The organism is Arsenicitalea aurantiaca (genome assembly GCF_003994485.1).
GTDB classification, from domain to species: domain Bacteria; phylum Pseudomonadota; class Alphaproteobacteria; order Rhizobiales; family Devosiaceae; genus Arsenicitalea; species Arsenicitalea aurantiaca.
Window position 1 is genome coordinate 490,154 of the sequence record NZ_RZNJ01000003.1, and the last position, 13,758, is coordinate 503,911.

The window sequence follows — 13,758 nt, forward strand, 5'->3', positions numbered from 1 at the left end:
GAACGTTCCGATCTGTCACTCACTCCTCCCGCGGGCAGAGCCCGGACGCCGACCCCTCCGGTCGGCGGCGGACGCGGTCCTCACCACGCCCATCCATCAATAGGATGCCATCGGCGCACGCCCGTCAAGCACTTCATCTGCGCAAAGTATGAATTTTACGCACCGAAAGTTTCATCCCAGATCGCGCAGCCACGCCATGCGCGCCCCGAGATCGGGCGCACCGAAAGCGAGCGAGCCGAGCACCACCGTTTGCGCGCCTGCCGCGCGCAGAAGCGGCACCGTCGTGTCGCGGATCCCGCCATCGGCGGCGAGCAGGACCGGACGTCCGGACGCCGCGATCAGCCCTCGCGCTGCCTCCAGCCGGGCCTTGGCAGAACGGTCGAGCCCCTGCCCCTTGACCCCGATGGCGGTCCCGAGGAGCGTCAGCATGTCGATCCGGTCGAGATAGGCCGCGACCCCCTCGAGCGCCGTCTCGACCCGCAGCACCATGCCGGCGGCGAGGCCCAGTTCGGCGATCCGCGCGAGCGCGCGATCGGCGACGGCCGCATTTTCGAGATGGATCGAGATGAGGTCCGTACCCGCCTCGGCGAACTGCTCCACCTGCGAGAGCAGCACCGCGTCATCGACCATCAGATGCACATGCAGCGGCTTGCGCGTCGCCCGCCGCAGCCGCGCGACGAGGTCGGGGAAAAAGAGCAGCGCCGGGGCGAAATGGCCATCCGCCACGTCGAGATGGAGGATGTCCGCATAAGGCTCGATCGCCTCGCAGGCGGCCACGAGATTGCCGAGGTCCGCCGACCACATCGAAAATTCGGCGACGAGCCGGCTGCGGTCGAGCCGCTCGAGCCAGTTCTCTGGGGGTCGTGTCATTGGATATGGTCCTTCAGGAAGCCGCTGATGGCGGCATGGAGTTCGGAAAAATGCCGGGCCCGGTCCTGCCCCTTGGGCGTGATCTGCAAGAAGACTGCGCCCGGGATCAGCCCCGCCAGCGCCTCTGCGAGCGCCAGCGGATGGATCGCGTCCATCCCGGTGCCGATGACGAGGACGGGGACCTCGATACGCGCCAGATCATCCTCTGACACGTCCGGACCGTCGGCGGAAATCTGCTGGAGCAGCGCTGCCGTCGTCATCGGATCGGGCCGGTCGAAAAAGCCAAGGAGCGAGGCCAGATTGTCGGGCGCCTCGCCTGCGAGCCGAAGGGCGGTCTTGCTCGCGGCGAATTCGGCCTTGCCCCTTGTCGGGCCGAGCCGGCTCAGCAGCGCGCCCACTTCGGCATTGGGCCGCATGGTCTCGGGCGCCCGCGCCGTGCCCCATGCGGGCCGGACGAGGATCAGCCCGGCCACGCGCTCGGGCCGGGTCACCGCGAGCCGAAGCGCGATGGCCGCGCCCATGGAAATGCCGCCCACAACGACCGGCCCACTCGTTTCGGCGGCGAGCATGGCCGCGCAATCCTCGGTGAAGGTGGTAAGCGACAGCGCCTCACGCGGCCCCGTGAACGAGCCGCCATGCCCGCGGCATTCGAGCGTCAGCCGGCGCAGCCCCTCAATTTTGGGAAAAGCCTCTTCGGTCTGGCGCGCATCGCCCAATAGCCCGTGCTGGAAGAGCACCACCCGCCCCTCCCCGCCCGTATCGTGGAGCGCTAGACCGAGCCCGTCCCGACAGAAGGGCCGCATGTCCGTCATCGGGCCACCCGCTCGAGCGCACTTCCGAGAAAACCGGCAACCGGCCCTGCTTCGGCAGCCATCAGTCCGTGGGTGACGAGAGGTCCCGAAAACCCCGCTTTCTGCAGCGCGCCGAGATAGTGCACGAAATCGATCGCTCCTGCGCCCGGAGCGGCGAAACTGCCATCGGCCCGCCGATCCTTGGCGTGGGCCATGACGATCCGGTCGGCCAGCAGGTCCACCGCCTCCGCAATCGTCTGGCGCCATAGGGCGGGATCGCCCGCCTCGACCAGATTGGCCGCATCGATGACGATGGCGAGCCGGTCGCTGCCGATCTCGGCGATGAGCCGGCGCGCTTTTTTCGCCCCATCGACCACATTGGCGCCTTCCGGCTCGATCCCGAGCAGCAGGTCGTGCCGCTCGGCGATCAGCACCGCCTTTTCCATCTCGGCAAGGAGGTCAGCCCACGCTGCCGGCGTGTCGTTGTCGGGGTGATGGCGCCATTGATCGTCGGTGTCGCGCGTACCGGTGCAGAGCGTGACGAGCCCCGTTCCCATCCCGCGCGCCGCCGCTGCCACGATCTCGAGCCGCGCCAACCCCTCGGCCCGAAGTGCCGGATCGGGATGGACCATGTTGTAGGTGCCCGAGAGCGCAGCAATCGAGACGCCCGTTTCGGCCGCTGCCTGCCCGACCGCCTCGGCGGCGCCCTCTGGCAGAAAATCGGGCATGGAAGGGAGCCCCGAGCAGGCAAGATTATACTGCACGGTCCGATATCCGGCCGCTCGCGCGCCCCCGAGCACCGTCTCGGGATCGGTGCCCGCAAAGGTCTTGGCAAAGATGCCGAGCTCCATCAGACCGCCCCCGCTGCCTCGGCGAGCCGCACCGGCCGGCCCGTGCGTACCGAGCGGGCGACCGCGACCATGCCCCGCACGCTTGCCACCCCGTCATCGATGTCGGCGCCCATCATCGGCGCGCCATCGAGCACGGTGCGCGCGAAGCCCTCGAGCTGGCGGCGATAGAAATGCCCATCGGCACCCAGCACCCGGCGGGTGGTCGCGTCCTTTTCGTGGAAGATGTCGACATCCGAGCTCTTGTAGAACCAGGGATTGTAGGTCTTGCCGATCACCGAGCCCCCTTCGCCATAGATCTGGAAGCCCTCGTGCCAGTCCATGCGCACCGCGACCGTGAGGTCGAGATGCCCGATCGCGCCGCTTTCAAAGGCGACATCGACGAACCAGCAGCGCATGCCGGCGCGCTCGACGAGCCGCGCGGACACCTCCGCGATCGGCCCGCCGAAAAAGCGGGCGGTGTCGAGCAGGTGACTGCCATGGGCGAGCATGTAGTAGCGCTCGAGATCGGCCTTGGGGTCTTCGGCCGGCCGGCGCGCCGCGGCGCTTCTGACGATCAGGGGCTGGACGGCGTCCGTCATGGCGTAGCGATGGGTGGAATCGCAATACCAGGCCTTGAGCGCCGCCATCTCCCCCATTTCGGTATCGATGAAGGCTTTCGCCGCCTCGAGCCCGGGATCGAAGCGCTTCATGTGCCCGATCTGGAAGACCTTGCCGCTCGCCCGGACCGCGTCCGCCAGGCCCTCCGCCTCCTCGATCGAGAGCGCCACCGGCTTTTCGCAGAGGACGTGCTTGCCCGCTTCGAGCGCCCGCAGCGTCGCCGGAACGTGAAAGGCGTCCGAGGTCGCGATGATCACCGCATCGAGCGCCGGGTCGGCGAGCATCGTATCGTAATCGGCAAAGTTCTTTTTGGGCGCATGGGTATGGGCCATGCGCTCGCGGAGATCCTCGGCGACATCGCAGATCGCATAGAGCTCCGCATTGCTCGCCTTGGTGCAGCTTTCGAAATGCCCGGCCTGAGCGATCGGGCCGCAGCCCAGAACGCCCACGCGCAAGAGCCGATCGGCCTTTGCGGCCATTGCGCTTCCTCCCCCCGCCTAATTTGTATACTCTCTTTACAATATCGTCCGCCGCGGTCCTGTCAACGGGGCGCCCGGTCGATCGGGCTCGTCGCGCGCCCCGCCCGATGCTAACGAGGGCGCCTCAACCCGCCCACCGAGAGGGACATGGCCAATCAGACGCTCGTCCGGCACGTCAATGAGCGCCGCCTGCTCGCCGCGCTGAGGCTCGAGGGGCCGCAGCCGCGCGCGGCGCTCGCCCGGCGGCTCTCGCTCACCCGCGCCGCAATCAGCGACATGGTGGAGGATCTCCTCTCGCGTGGCCTCGTCGTCGAGATCGTATCGGCGCGCACGCGCGGGCGGCGCGATGTCGGCCGGCCCGGCATCGATCTCGGCCTGAGGGCTGATGGCGCCTTCTTCCTCGGCGCCGAGATCGGGGTCGGGGTCCTACGGCTCGCCCTCAGCGACCTGGCGGGCACAATCGTCGATACCCGCTCGCTGCCGCTCGGCCCGGCCGACGGGCCCGCGCGCGTCGTGGCGCTCATGGCCGAGAGCCTCGTCCAGTTCGGCGCCCGCGCAGCCTATCGCGGGCGGATCCGCGCCGTCGGGGTCACCGTGCCCGGCCTCGTGCGGCGGGACGGCCATGTGGTCAACCTGCCGATCCTGGGCTGGCGCGACGTGCCCCTGGCGCGCCTTCTCGCCGAGGCACTCGCCGTGCCGGTTCATCTCGCCAACAATGCCAACGCCGCCGCCTTCGGGCACATTCACCTCAAGGCCCGCGCCCCGGGCGAGGTGAGCGTCTATCTCAAGCTCGGCACCGGCTGCGGGGGCGCCGTGATCGACGGCGACCGACTGGTGCGCGGTGCCGACGGGCTCGGCACGGAATTCGGCCACATCCCCATCGCTCCATCTGGCCCCGCCTGCCATTGCGGACAGTCCGGGTGCCTCGAGACCTTTGTCAACATCCGCGCCCTGCAGCGCTATTTCGCCCATGAGGAGGTCGACGAGCAGGAGGCCGACCTGACGCTCCCGGCCCGCGTCGCCGAGCGTGCCGCAGCGGGCGACCCCGCCGCGCGCGGCGCCATCGAGACGATCGCCCAGCACCTGCTGCAGGGCCTCGTCATCATCACCAACATCTTCAACCCGAGCGAGATCATCCTCGGCGGAGCGATGCTGCCTATCCTCCCCGCGCTTGCCGAAACGCTCGAAGACCGGCTCGCCAACCGGATCGTGCCCGGCATGACGCGTCCGCGGATCGTCGTCTCGCGGCTCGGTCCCTTCGAATGCGCTATCGGGGCCGCAGCCATGGCCCATCACGAGGAATTCGACCTCTCCAATGTCGACCTGGCCGGCTGATCAGGCGATGGCGAGCACTGCCTCTGCCGTCGTCGCGTCGGTCACGAGCCCGCTGATAAGGCCCGCCCGGGCCGCGCCCGCGATCGCCATGGCCTTTTCGGTGCCCGAAGCGACGCCGATGGCGAGCCGCGCACCCCGCAACTGCGCGGTCGACATCGCGATCATCCGCCGCTCCCCCGTCCAGTCGAGCACGCCCCCATCGGCCCGGAAATAGTGCCGGATGACGTCCCCGGCCGCGCCGGCCAGCTCGTCCTCGCCCGGCATGGGGGCGGCCGGATCGGAGCCGTTTGAGCCATGGGGCAGCCCCACCCCGAGGATCGCGACGTCCACGCGGTCCCAGAGCGCGACGGTCTCCGCAATCGCGGGATCGGCGAGGAAGACCTCGCGCAGTTCGCCCCCCGGCAGATAGGGCGCATGGAGGAAATGCGGCGTGCCCCCGGTCTGCTCGGCCGCGAGGCGCACGAATTCGTTGATCTGGAAATGGGCCGCATGCTGCTGCATCCCGCCCGTCGCCGCTACCGTCAGCACGCCCGGAAGCGGCGGCAGACCGGCCCGGATGATTTCCCGCACCGCCCGTCCCCAGCCGATGGCGAGCACTGCTCCGGGCGCAAGGTTCATCTCGAGGAGAAGCGCGCCCAGCGGCGCCGCCAGCCCCGGCAGCGCCTGGCCGGGCGGCGCGTCGATCACCGCGGCCGCCCGCAGCCCCAGCCGCTCGCGAAGCTCTGCCGCCAGCGCTTCGGGTGCCGCAAGATCGCGCACTTCGATGCGCACGATCCCTTCCGCGCGCGCCCGCTGGATCAGCCGCGACACGGTCGCGGTTGAAACCCCGAGCCGGCGGGCGATCTCGACCTGCGGCAGGTCCGCCTCATAATGCAGCTTTGCGGCCATATGGACCATGGCGCGGGTCGCCTGGCCTGAGGGAGCGTCGTGCCGAGCCAGCTTGCAATTCCTTTCAGCAAGATGTTACAGCGTTAAACGTTATCGCGCGGCGCCGCCGGCGATGCAATCGTCTTGTTGCAGGAGGAGCCCTCGATGACCAGCATGACCACGGCCGAAAAGCGCGGCTATCAGCAGATCTGCGGGGCCAATGGCGCCATGATGGTGATCGCCTGCGACCAGCGCGGCGGCATGCGCAAGCTGCTCGCGTCCACCCCCGAGGAGGAGGCGCAGATTTCCAACGCGACCCTCGGGGAGACCAAGGCCGACATCACCCGCTATCTCGCCAGCGCCGCGTCCTGCGTGCTGCTCGACCCCGTCTGCGCGGTCCCGCAGGTCGTCGACGAGGGCGTGCTGCGGCGCGATACGGCGCTCCTCATCGGGCTCGACGCCTCGGGCTGGGACGTTTCTCCCGAGGGCCACCGGCTCTCCAAGCTCGTCGAGGGTGTCACCGCCCGGCGCGTCCGCGCGCTCGGAGGCACCGGCGGCAAGATCATGGTCTATCTGCGTTCGGACACGCCGGCGGCCAACACCCACAATATCGCGCTTCTTGAGCAGGCGATCGCCGATTTCGCCGCCGAGGATCTGCTGCTGGTGGTCGAATTCCTCACCTATCCCCTCGAAGGCGAGAGCAAGGCCGACTACACCGCGCGCATCCCCGAACTGATCGTGGGGGGCACCAAGATCTGCCTCGAGCTCGGCGCCAAGGTGCTGAAGCTGCCCTATCCCGGCACGCCCGAAGCCTGCCGGCAGGTCACCGAGCTGGCCGGCGACGTCCCTTGGGCGGTCCTCTCGGCGGGCGTCGATCACGAGACTTTCCTCGGCCAGGTCGAGATCGCCATGGCCGCCGGCGCATCGGGGGTCATCGCGGGCCGGTCGCTCTGGAAGGATTGCATCTCGCTCGACCGCGCGGTCTCGCGCACGAAGCTCTCCGAAATCGCCGTCGGCCGGCTGAGGGAGATCCAGGCGGTCGTCGCGCGTCATTTCGGCTGACCGGCCGCCACGGAGGAGCGCCGCAATGGAGCGCGAGGCCATCGGCATCGATATCGGGGGCACCAATATCCGCGCCGCGCGCATCGGGCCGGACGGGACCATCCTTGCCCGGCGCGCCCGCCGCAGCGACCGCGATCCGGCGATCGTGCTCGAGGCGATCCTTGAGATGATCGGCGAGCTCGACGGCCCCGCCGTCGCCGCCATCGGCCTCGGCGTCCCCGGCCGCGTCAATGCGACGACCGGCACCGTGCTTTCGGGCGGCTATGTCGACCTGACCCCGGTCAAGCCCGGCCCGCGTATCGCCGAAGCGACCGGCCGCCCGGTGATCGTCGACAATGACGCCAATATGGCCCTCGCTGGCGAAATGGCCCTCGGGGCGGGTCGCGGGCATGCCAACATCGTCATGTTCACCATCGGCACCGGAATTGGCGCGGCCATCGCCGATGCCGGCGCGCTGCTGCGGGGCAATGGCACGGCGGGCCAGCTCGGCCATCTCACTGTCGCTCTCGACGGACCCCAATGCGTCTGCGGGCGCCGCGGCTGCGTCGAGACGCTGAGTTCGGGCACGGCCCTCGGCCGGCACATTGCGGAGGCGGGCCTGCCTGCCGGCACCACGGCAGACCAACTCTTTGCCGCAAGCGATGCGGGCGATGCGCGCGCCACCGCTGTTCTTTCGGCCTGGTCGCGTCCGCTTCGCGCCGCCATCGACAGCATGGTCGCGGGGCTCTCGCCCGATCTCGTCATTCTGGGGGGCGGGCTCGGACAGGCCGCCGCACGGGCCCAGGCCGCGCTTGCCGCCGAAGCGCCCTGGTACACCGCGCCCATCGCAGCCGCCGAACTCGGTGACGATGCGGGCGTCATCGGCGCAGGGCTCGAGGCCTTGCGGCGCAACGGCGCGGGGCCCGGCCGCCGGGTCGTCCTCGTCAACGGCATCCCTGCGAGCGGCAAGAGCAGCGTATCGGCGGAGATCGCCACGCTCACCGGCTGGCCGGTCATCGCGCTCGATACCATCAAGAACCCCTTCCTCATTGCGCTCGGTGGTGGAGACCGGCCGTTCAACCGCCGTCTCGGGGAGGCGAGTTTCGAGGCCATGTGGCAGATCGTCGGCGCGGCACCGCCGGGCGCGACCCTCATCCTCGATGCGTGGTTCGGTTTCGTGCCCTATGAGAGGCTCGCGGCGCGGCTTGCCGAAACGGGCGTCTCGGGCTTTGTCGAAATCTGGTGCCACGCGCCCGGCCCGCTTCTGGGGGAGCGCTACGCGGCCCGCCTCGGCACCCGGCCGGCCGGGCATCCCGGGGCCGAATACGTCCCCGAACTCATCGCGCTCGCCGAACGCGCCGAACCCTTCGGTCGCGGGGAGACGATCCCGGTCGACACGAGCGCGCCGATCGATGCGGAGGCCCTCGCCCGACAGGTGCGAACGCTTCTGGGGCGAAGATAGGGGAAGGGCCCCCGCCGGGGAGGAGGCGGAGGCCCTTTCGGGGAGGAGGACTGATGCGGCACGGACGGGACAAGGGCTCGGCTGCCAATTCGTCGGCCAGTGCGAGAAACCGGAAAAACCGCACTGTTCCCTATGCCGTCGCGTCCGGTTGACACGCGCCGCATCTGGGGGACTAACCCCTTGCGCCCGCAAAGGGTTCCGCGCTGATTTCGATCAAGGCGCAGCCGGCGCGAGAACCCCTTCGAGCAAGGGCGCGCATTGGCCGGTGATCCTTCCCAGCGCCGCGGTCTGCTCATCACCAGGATTGTCGATCGCGATCGCAGCCCAGAGATCATCCTCGATCACCGTCTGCAGGCTGCATCCACAATAGGCGGCGCAGGCGACCGCGTCCCCGCGCGTCGCGGCGCAGCTCGCCTCGCAACTGGTGAGGAATTCGGCCTCCTGACGCCCGGCCGCCGGCGCCAGCACCTGCGCGGCGGGATAGAGGATGCCGAGCAGGATCGGCTGGTGAATGAGATAGATGACGAGGCTCCAGCGTCCCAGAAGCACGAGCCCCTTGAAAGCCGGACCGCTCGGGCGAACCCGGGCGAGGCGCTCGGCAAACCCCGTTGCAAGCGCAGCGCGGGTGGCGAGGACGCCGAGGAGCACGACGCCGAACCAGGGGAAAACCGGAACCAGGTCATTGGTCACCGGCACCTCCTCCCAGAGCCCGATCCAGGCCAGCCATTTCGTATCGAACGCCGCATCGCGGAAAAGGAACGGCAGGGCGATCGAAGCTACGGCAAGCCCGAGCACGATCCCCGGATGGGCGCGCAGAAATGGCAGCGCGAGGAGGCTCAGCAGTGCGATGGCATGCAATATGCCGAAAAAGACGAAGCTCTGCGGGAAGATGACGAAGGTCGCGATGCTGATGAGGAGCGCAGCGCCCACCAGCATGGCGAAGCGCTTGAAGAACGCCCGCCAGCGGATCCCTCGCCCATGCGCAAGCACGAGGCTCGCGCCCACGAGGAACAGAAAAATGCCCACGAGCAGCCGCGCGAACGCCACCCAGCCCGGATCGGTCGAGACGTCCACCGCGATAAACCAGAAATAGCTGAGGTCCCAGGCGAGGTGATAGACGATCATGCCGGTGATCGCCGCGCCACGCAGCGCATCGATCAATCCGACGCGCGGGGTCGGCGCGAGATCGGGCCGCGGCGCGGTGGCGGTCTGGGTCATCATGGTCCTCGCGGGGGGGAAACGCGATCCCGAGCCTAGTCGCATGGCGACACCCGCACCACCCCTATGCCCGCCCCTTTCTGCCCCACCCCTTGTCATCGCCGCCCCGAACCGCTAGAACCCGGTCATCCACAGGGGTGCTCCGTATTGCCGGGGCTGAGACCTGGGCGCCAAGCCCTAAGACCCTAAAGCTGATCTGGGTAATACCAGCGGAGCGAGGCGGACTTCATGTATAGCGCAGCACAACTCTCCCTATATCCCATGACCGACGGCTTCGTCGGCGTGATCCTCGATGCGATCGGCGTCCTCGAACGCTATCGCCCGCATCTGCGGACCGAGACCGACGATCTTTCCACGCTGATCGTCGCGCCCCCCGAGACGCTTTATCCCGCGATGCGCGACCTCTTCGTGGCGGCGGCGGCATCGGGCCGGCATGTCACGCTCTCGGCAACCGTCTCGCGCGGCTGCCCCGGCGCGACCGATGACCCGATCTGCGGCTCGGACATCGCCACCGGCCCCTTGCCCCCGCTCGCGGGTAGGATCACCGAGGCGATCGCCGAAACCCGCGCCGCGCCGATCACGGGCATCGAAATCGCCGCGCAATTTGCGCTCTACGTGCCCGGCTCGGACAGCCACAGCGCCGAGATCGCCGGCTGCATCGAGTTCCTCCAGGGTTCGGGCCTGAGGACAACGCCAAAATCGCTCGTCACGCGGATCGACGGGGATGCCGGCCCGGTCTTTTCCACGCTCGGTTCGGCCTTCTGGCGGTTCGGGCATGGCTCGGCCCATGTGGTGATGGACCTCACGGTCTCGGCCAACAGCCCGAGCCGGCGCTGAGCGCCCCGGGCGCCGCGCCCGGCCTTCCACACCAAATGGTCAATCCCATGCTCGAACGCCTCTGGCGCATCGCGCCCGCACTTTCGGCCATCACGATCCTTCTCCTTTTGTGGGAGAGCTATGTCGCGCTGTCGGGTATTGCGCCCACCACCCTGCCCGCGCCCTCGCGCATCTGGGCGCAGGGCGTGCTCAACTGGCCCTCGCTCGCCCAGAACACCTGGCCGACCGTCCAGGCGACGGTTCTGGGGTTCATGCTGTCGCTCTGCGTCGCGTTCGTCCTCTCGGTCGTCATCGATTTTTCGCCCGCCCTGCGCCGCGCGCTCCTGCCGGTGCTGGTGATCAGCCAGACCCTGCCGCTCATCGCCATCGCCCCGCTCGTCATCCTCTGGTTCGGCTTCGGGCTCGCGCCTAAAATCCTGCTCGTCGCCTTCGTTACCTTCTTTCCGATGCTGGTCGCCTGGCTCAAGGGCTATGAGGCGACCGAGCCCGACCTCGAATGGCTGCTGGGGACGATGGGCGCTGGCCGCGCCGCGATCTTCCGGCAGGCCCGCCTGCCCTCGGCACTGCCCTATTTCTTTGCGGGCCTTCGGATCTCCACCACCTATGCGGTGGTGGCGGCGATCTTCGCCGAATATGCGGGCGCCGCGCGCGGGCTCGGCATCTATATCCTCTCGGCCAAGAACAATTTCCGCCCCGATCTCGTCCTCGCCGCGGTCGGGGTCAGCGCGGTGCTCACGCTCTGCCTTTTCGGGCTCGCCATTCTCGCCGAGCGCATTGCCATGCCCTGGGCCCGCTTCCGGGAGCCTCGGCGATGACCCCGCGGCTCTCGGTTTCGGATCTCGCCAAGGCCTATGACGGGCTTCAGGTGCTCGACGGGCTCGATCTCGAGGTGGGCAAGGGGGAGTTCGTCTCGCTCCTCGGCCCCTCGGGCGCGGGCAAGTCGACGCTCTTTCGCCTTCTCACCGGCGGCCGGCCCGATCGGGGTACCATCCGGCTCGACGGGGCGCCCATCGCCGAACAGACCGCGCCCTTCGCCTTCATGCCGCAACGCGACGCGCTGATGGACTGGCGCACGATCATCGGCAATGCGAGCCTCGGGCTCGAGATCGCGGGGGTGCCCCGGCACGAGGCCCGGGCGCGCGTCGCGCCGCTCTTTGCCGAGTTCGGCCTTTCGGGCTTCCAGCACCATTACCCCGCCCAGCTTTCGGGCGGCATGCGCCAGCGCGCGGCGCTCCTGCGCACCATCGTCATGGATCGGCCCATGCTGCTGCTCGACGAGCCCTTCGGCGCGCTCGACGCGCTGACGCGGGCCGGCATGCAGCGCTGGCTCGCCGCCATGTGGCAGCGCCATCGCTGGACGGCGCTGCTCATCACCCATGACGTGCGCGAGGCGATCCTGCTCTCGGACAGGATCTACCTGCTCTCCCCGCGCCCGGCCCGGGTCGTCGCCGAAATCCACGTGCCGCTCCCGCGCCCGCGCAGCCAGGCCGACCTCGCTACCCCCGAGGCGCTTCGGATCGAGGCCCGACTCCTCGACACCCTTCTCGACCCCAGCCAAGGACAGATCCCATGACCTCCATCAAGCCCCGTATCGTTTTGCCCGTCGCCCTCCTTCTCGCGAGCGCCTTTCCCGCTGCCGCCGAGCCGGTGCGGATCGCGCTCGACTGGACGCCCAATACCAATCATGTGGGGCTCTACGTGGCCCAGGAGCTGGGCTATTTCGACGAGGCCGGGCTCGAGGTCGAGATCCTGCCTTATACCGATGCGGCCGTCGGCACGCTGATCGCGAACCGGGTCGCCGATTTCGGCGTCGTCGATGCGCTCCAGCTCTATTCCCAGCACAGCGCCGGTGTGGACATCATTGCGGTCTACGCCGTGGTCCAGACCGAGACGGGGCGCATCGTCCTCAACGCGGATCGGCAGGACATCGCCCGTCCCGCCGACCTCGACGGGCTCGTCTATGCCGGCTTCGGCAGCGCCTGGGAGGACCGGCTGATCTCGACCCTCATCCGCAATGATGGCGGGGACGGCACGTTCGAAACCGTGACCCTGGGCACCTCCGCCTATGAGGCGCTCGCCAATGGCAGCGTCGATTTCACCATGGAGGTCGTGACCTGGGAGGGCGTGAAGGCCGAACTCGAAGGCACCGAGCAACGGCGCTTCCGCTATGCCGATTACGGCGTGCCCGACCAGCACACCAATTTCATCGCCTCGAGCACCGCCTTTCTCGAGGCCGAGCCCGAAACCGCCCGCGCCTTCCTTGAGGCGCTCCGGCGGGGCTATGCCTTTGCGGTGGAAAACGAGGAGGAGGCCGCCCGCCTCCTGGTTGCGGCCAATCCGACCGCGCTGCCCGACGACAGCCTCGCCCGTGCCTCGCTCGCTGCGCTCAATGAGGGCCATTACCTTGCGAGCGAAACCGGCGCCATCGGCACCATCGACCCCGAAAAATTCGCCGCTATGGGCGAATTCCTCTTCACCTCCGGCATGCTGCTCGACGTAAACGCCGAGCCCCTCGCCGAGCGCCCCGATTTTTCGGCCTATTTCACCAATGCCTATCTGCCCGAAGACGCGCAGCCCTAGGCGTTCGGCCCTAAACAGGGCTGCGCCGAACCCCACGGCATCGGCGCAGCACCGCCGATAGAACGCTAGACCGAGCGGGTGAGCCCGCCATCGACGCGGATCATTGAGCCCGTGACATAGCTTGCCCCGGCGCCCGCGAGGAAGGCGACCACCGCCCCGAACTCGTCGGCATCGCCATAGCGACCGGCCGGGATCTCGGCGATCGAGGCCTCCTGCACCCGGGCGAGGTCCTTGCCCGAATTTTCGGCATTGGCCTTGTCGATGCTGCGCAGCCGGTCGGTATCGATGCGGCCGGGCAGCACCATGTTGACGGTGATGCCATGGCGCGCGACTTCGCTCGCCAGCGTCTTGGACCAGCCGGCGATCGCGGCCCGCACGCCATTGGAGAGCGCAAGGTTGCCGATCGGCTGCTCGATGCCCGAGGAGCCGATGGTGATGATGCGGCCCCATTTGCGCTCGATCATCCCGGGCAGCACCGCCTCGGTGATCGAGAAGATCGAGGTCGCCATCGTCTCGAAGGCGGCAAGCCAGGTCTCGCGGGTCTGGCCCATTGCGGGGCCGGCCTTGGGGCCGCCGGTATTGTTGACGAGGATATCCACCCCGCCGATCTTGCCCAGATGCGCGATCAGCGCCTCGACCGAGCCGCGATCGGAAAGATCGACCACATGGGGGGTGAACCGCTCGGCCGCGGTCATCTCACCCGCCGAGCGGGCCGCCGCGATCACGTCGACGCCCTCGGCGTGGAGAAGTCGGGCGCTGGCGCCCCCGAGGCCGCGACTAGCGCCCAGTACCAGGGCGCGCTTGCCCGCAATGGCGAGATCCATGACTGC

The 13,758-nt window shown here is 68.7% G+C and carries 14 protein-coding genes and 1 riboswitch; of the genes, 7 read left to right on the plus strand and 7 right to left on the minus strand.

Annotated features, from left to right (window positions below):
• Window positions 1–171: 171 nt before the first annotated feature.
• Genes EMQ25_RS10935 through EMQ25_RS10950 form a run of 4 tightly spaced genes read right to left on the minus strand, consistent with a single transcriptional unit; the run spans window position 172 to window position 3,588 of the window.
• Window positions 172–870 carry a ribulose-phosphate 3-epimerase gene (locus tag EMQ25_RS10935; RefSeq protein ID WP_127188602.1) on the minus strand — a complete coding sequence of 233 codons (699 nt, stop codon included), beginning with the start codon at window positions 868–870 and terminating at the stop codon, window positions 172–174.
• The gene (locus tag EMQ25_RS10940) at window positions 867–1,682 is read right to left on the minus strand and encodes an alpha/beta fold hydrolase (protein WP_127188603.1); all 816 of its coding nucleotides are present in this window, start codon (window positions 1,680–1,682) and stop codon (window positions 867–869) included. Before EMQ25_RS10940 ends, EMQ25_RS10935 begins: the two co-directional genes overlap by 4 nt.
• On the minus strand, window positions 1,679–2,512 hold the full coding sequence (locus tag EMQ25_RS10945) for a sugar phosphate isomerase/epimerase family protein (protein WP_127188604.1): 834 nt from the start codon (window positions 2,510–2,512) through the stop codon (window positions 1,679–1,681). The genes EMQ25_RS10940 and EMQ25_RS10945 overlap by 4 nt, the downstream gene beginning before the upstream one ends.
• Window positions 2,512–3,588, minus strand: coding sequence for a Gfo/Idh/MocA family protein (locus EMQ25_RS10950; RefSeq protein ID WP_127188605.1), 1,077 nt, complete (start codon window positions 3,586–3,588; stop codon window positions 2,512–2,514). The genes EMQ25_RS10945 and EMQ25_RS10950 overlap by 1 nt, the downstream gene beginning before the upstream one ends.
• A 147-nt stretch (window positions 3,589–3,735) precedes the next feature.
• Here EMQ25_RS10950 and EMQ25_RS10955 point away from each other — a divergent pair, with 147 nt between their 5' ends.
• A complete protein-coding gene (locus EMQ25_RS10955) occupies window positions 3,736–4,923 on the plus strand; it encodes an ROK family transcriptional regulator (protein ID WP_127188606.1) in 1,188 nt (395 codons plus the stop codon).
• On the opposite strand, the gene EMQ25_RS10960 is transcribed toward EMQ25_RS10955, so the two are convergent.
• Entirely contained in the window at window positions 4,924–5,820 is an 897-nt protein-coding gene (locus tag EMQ25_RS10960; protein ID WP_127188607.1) for a sugar-binding transcriptional regulator, read from the minus strand. It abuts the gene before it with no gap.
• A gap of 135 nt (window positions 5,821–5,955) precedes the next feature.
• Here EMQ25_RS10960 and EMQ25_RS10965 point away from each other — a divergent pair, with 135 nt between their 5' ends.
• Both EMQ25_RS10965 and EMQ25_RS10970 read left to right on the plus strand, forming a co-directional pair.
• Window positions 5,956–6,852: a tagatose-bisphosphate aldolase gene (locus EMQ25_RS10965; protein ID WP_127188608.1), complete on the plus strand. Its 897-nt coding sequence runs from the start codon at window positions 5,956–5,958 to the stop codon at window positions 6,850–6,852.
• A 25-nt stretch (window positions 6,853–6,877) separates the two neighbouring features.
• Window positions 6,878–8,293, plus strand: coding sequence for an ROK family protein (locus EMQ25_RS10970; protein WP_127188609.1), 1,416 nt, complete (start codon window positions 6,878–6,880; stop codon window positions 8,291–8,293).
• Between the two features lie 213 nt (window positions 8,294–8,506).
• Here the strand turns inward: EMQ25_RS10970 and EMQ25_RS10975 are convergent, their stop codons facing one another.
• Window positions 8,507–9,511 carry a heparan-alpha-glucosaminide N-acetyltransferase gene (locus EMQ25_RS10975; protein ID WP_158626051.1) on the minus strand — a complete coding sequence of 335 codons (1,005 nt, stop codon included), beginning with the start codon at window positions 9,509–9,511 and terminating at the stop codon, window positions 8,507–8,509.
• A gap of 123 nt (window positions 9,512–9,634) precedes the next feature.
• Window positions 9,635–9,747: riboswitch (TPP riboswitch) on the plus strand.
• Between EMQ25_RS10975 and EMQ25_RS10980 the strand changes: the two genes are divergently transcribed.
• The 4 genes from EMQ25_RS10980 (at window position 9,740) to EMQ25_RS10995 (ending at window position 12,928) form a co-directional block, all read left to right on the plus strand.
• Window positions 9,740–10,348, plus strand: a complete 609-nt coding sequence (locus tag EMQ25_RS10980) for a YkoF family thiamine/hydroxymethylpyrimidine-binding protein (RefSeq protein WP_127188611.1) — start codon at window positions 9,740–9,742, stop codon at window positions 10,346–10,348. (Overlaps the previous riboswitch by 8 nt.)
• Window positions 10,349–10,395: 47 nt before the next feature.
• Window positions 10,396–11,163: an ABC transporter permease gene (locus EMQ25_RS10985; protein ID WP_244606559.1), complete on the plus strand. Its 768-nt coding sequence runs from the start codon at window positions 10,396–10,398 to the stop codon at window positions 11,161–11,163.
• Window positions 11,160–11,921, plus strand: coding sequence for an ABC transporter ATP-binding protein (locus EMQ25_RS10990; RefSeq protein ID WP_127188613.1), 762 nt, complete (start codon window positions 11,160–11,162; stop codon window positions 11,919–11,921). The genes EMQ25_RS10985 and EMQ25_RS10990 overlap by 4 nt, the downstream gene beginning before the upstream one ends.
• A complete protein-coding gene (locus EMQ25_RS10995; protein ID WP_127188614.1) occupies window positions 11,918–12,928 on the plus strand; it encodes an ABC transporter substrate-binding protein in 1,011 nt (336 codons plus the stop codon). The genes EMQ25_RS10990 and EMQ25_RS10995 overlap by 4 nt, the downstream gene beginning before the upstream one ends.
• 65 nt (window positions 12,929–12,993) lie before the next feature.
• On the opposite strand, the gene EMQ25_RS11000 is transcribed toward EMQ25_RS10995, so the two are convergent.
• Window positions 12,994–13,752, minus strand: a complete 759-nt coding sequence (locus tag EMQ25_RS11000) for an SDR family oxidoreductase (protein ID WP_127188615.1) — start codon at window positions 13,750–13,752, stop codon at window positions 12,994–12,996.
• Window positions 13,753–13,758: the final 6 nt, after the last annotated feature.

What these genes read in the sequence shown, in the direction of transcription:
- EMQ25_RS10935 (WP_127188602.1), bottom strand. Translation starts at nt 870, where the DNA reads ATGACACGACCCCCAGAGAACTGGCTCGAGCGGCTCGACCGCAGCCGG.
- EMQ25_RS10940 (WP_127188603.1), bottom strand. Translation starts at nt 1,682, where the DNA reads ATGACGGACATGCGGCCCTTCTGTCGGGACGGGCTCGGTCTAGCGCTC.
- EMQ25_RS10945 (WP_127188604.1), bottom strand. Translation starts at nt 2,512, where the DNA reads ATGGAGCTCGGCATCTTTGCCAAGACCTTTGCGGGCACCGATCCCGAG.
- EMQ25_RS10950 (WP_127188605.1), bottom strand. Translation starts at nt 3,588, where the DNA reads ATGGCCGCAAAGGCCGATCGGCTCTTGCGCGTGGGCGTTCTGGGCTGC.
- EMQ25_RS10955 (WP_127188606.1), top strand. Translation starts at nt 3,736, where the DNA reads ATGGCCAATCAGACGCTCGTCCGGCACGTCAATGAGCGCCGCCTGCTC.
- EMQ25_RS10960 (WP_127188607.1), bottom strand. Translation starts at nt 5,820, where the DNA reads ATGGTCCATATGGCCGCAAAGCTGCATTATGAGGCGGACCTGCCGCAG.
- EMQ25_RS10965 (WP_127188608.1), top strand. Translation starts at nt 5,956, where the DNA reads ATGACCAGCATGACCACGGCCGAAAAGCGCGGCTATCAGCAGATCTGC.
- EMQ25_RS10970 (WP_127188609.1), top strand. Translation starts at nt 6,878, where the DNA reads ATGGAGCGCGAGGCCATCGGCATCGATATCGGGGGCACCAATATCCGC.
- EMQ25_RS10975 (WP_158626051.1), bottom strand. Translation starts at nt 9,511, where the DNA reads ATGACCCAGACCGCCACCGCGCCGCGGCCCGATCTCGCGCCGACCCCG.
- EMQ25_RS10980 (WP_127188611.1), top strand. Translation starts at nt 9,740, where the DNA reads ATGTATAGCGCAGCACAACTCTCCCTATATCCCATGACCGACGGCTTC.
- EMQ25_RS10985 (WP_244606559.1), top strand. Translation starts at nt 10,396, where the DNA reads ATGCTCGAACGCCTCTGGCGCATCGCGCCCGCACTTTCGGCCATCACG.
- EMQ25_RS10990 (WP_127188613.1), top strand. Translation starts at nt 11,160, where the DNA reads ATGACCCCGCGGCTCTCGGTTTCGGATCTCGCCAAGGCCTATGACGGG.
- EMQ25_RS10995 (WP_127188614.1), top strand. Translation starts at nt 11,918, where the DNA reads ATGACCTCCATCAAGCCCCGTATCGTTTTGCCCGTCGCCCTCCTTCTC.
- EMQ25_RS11000 (WP_127188615.1), bottom strand. Translation starts at nt 13,752, where the DNA reads ATGGATCTCGCCATTGCGGGCAAGCGCGCCCTGGTACTGGGCGCTAGT.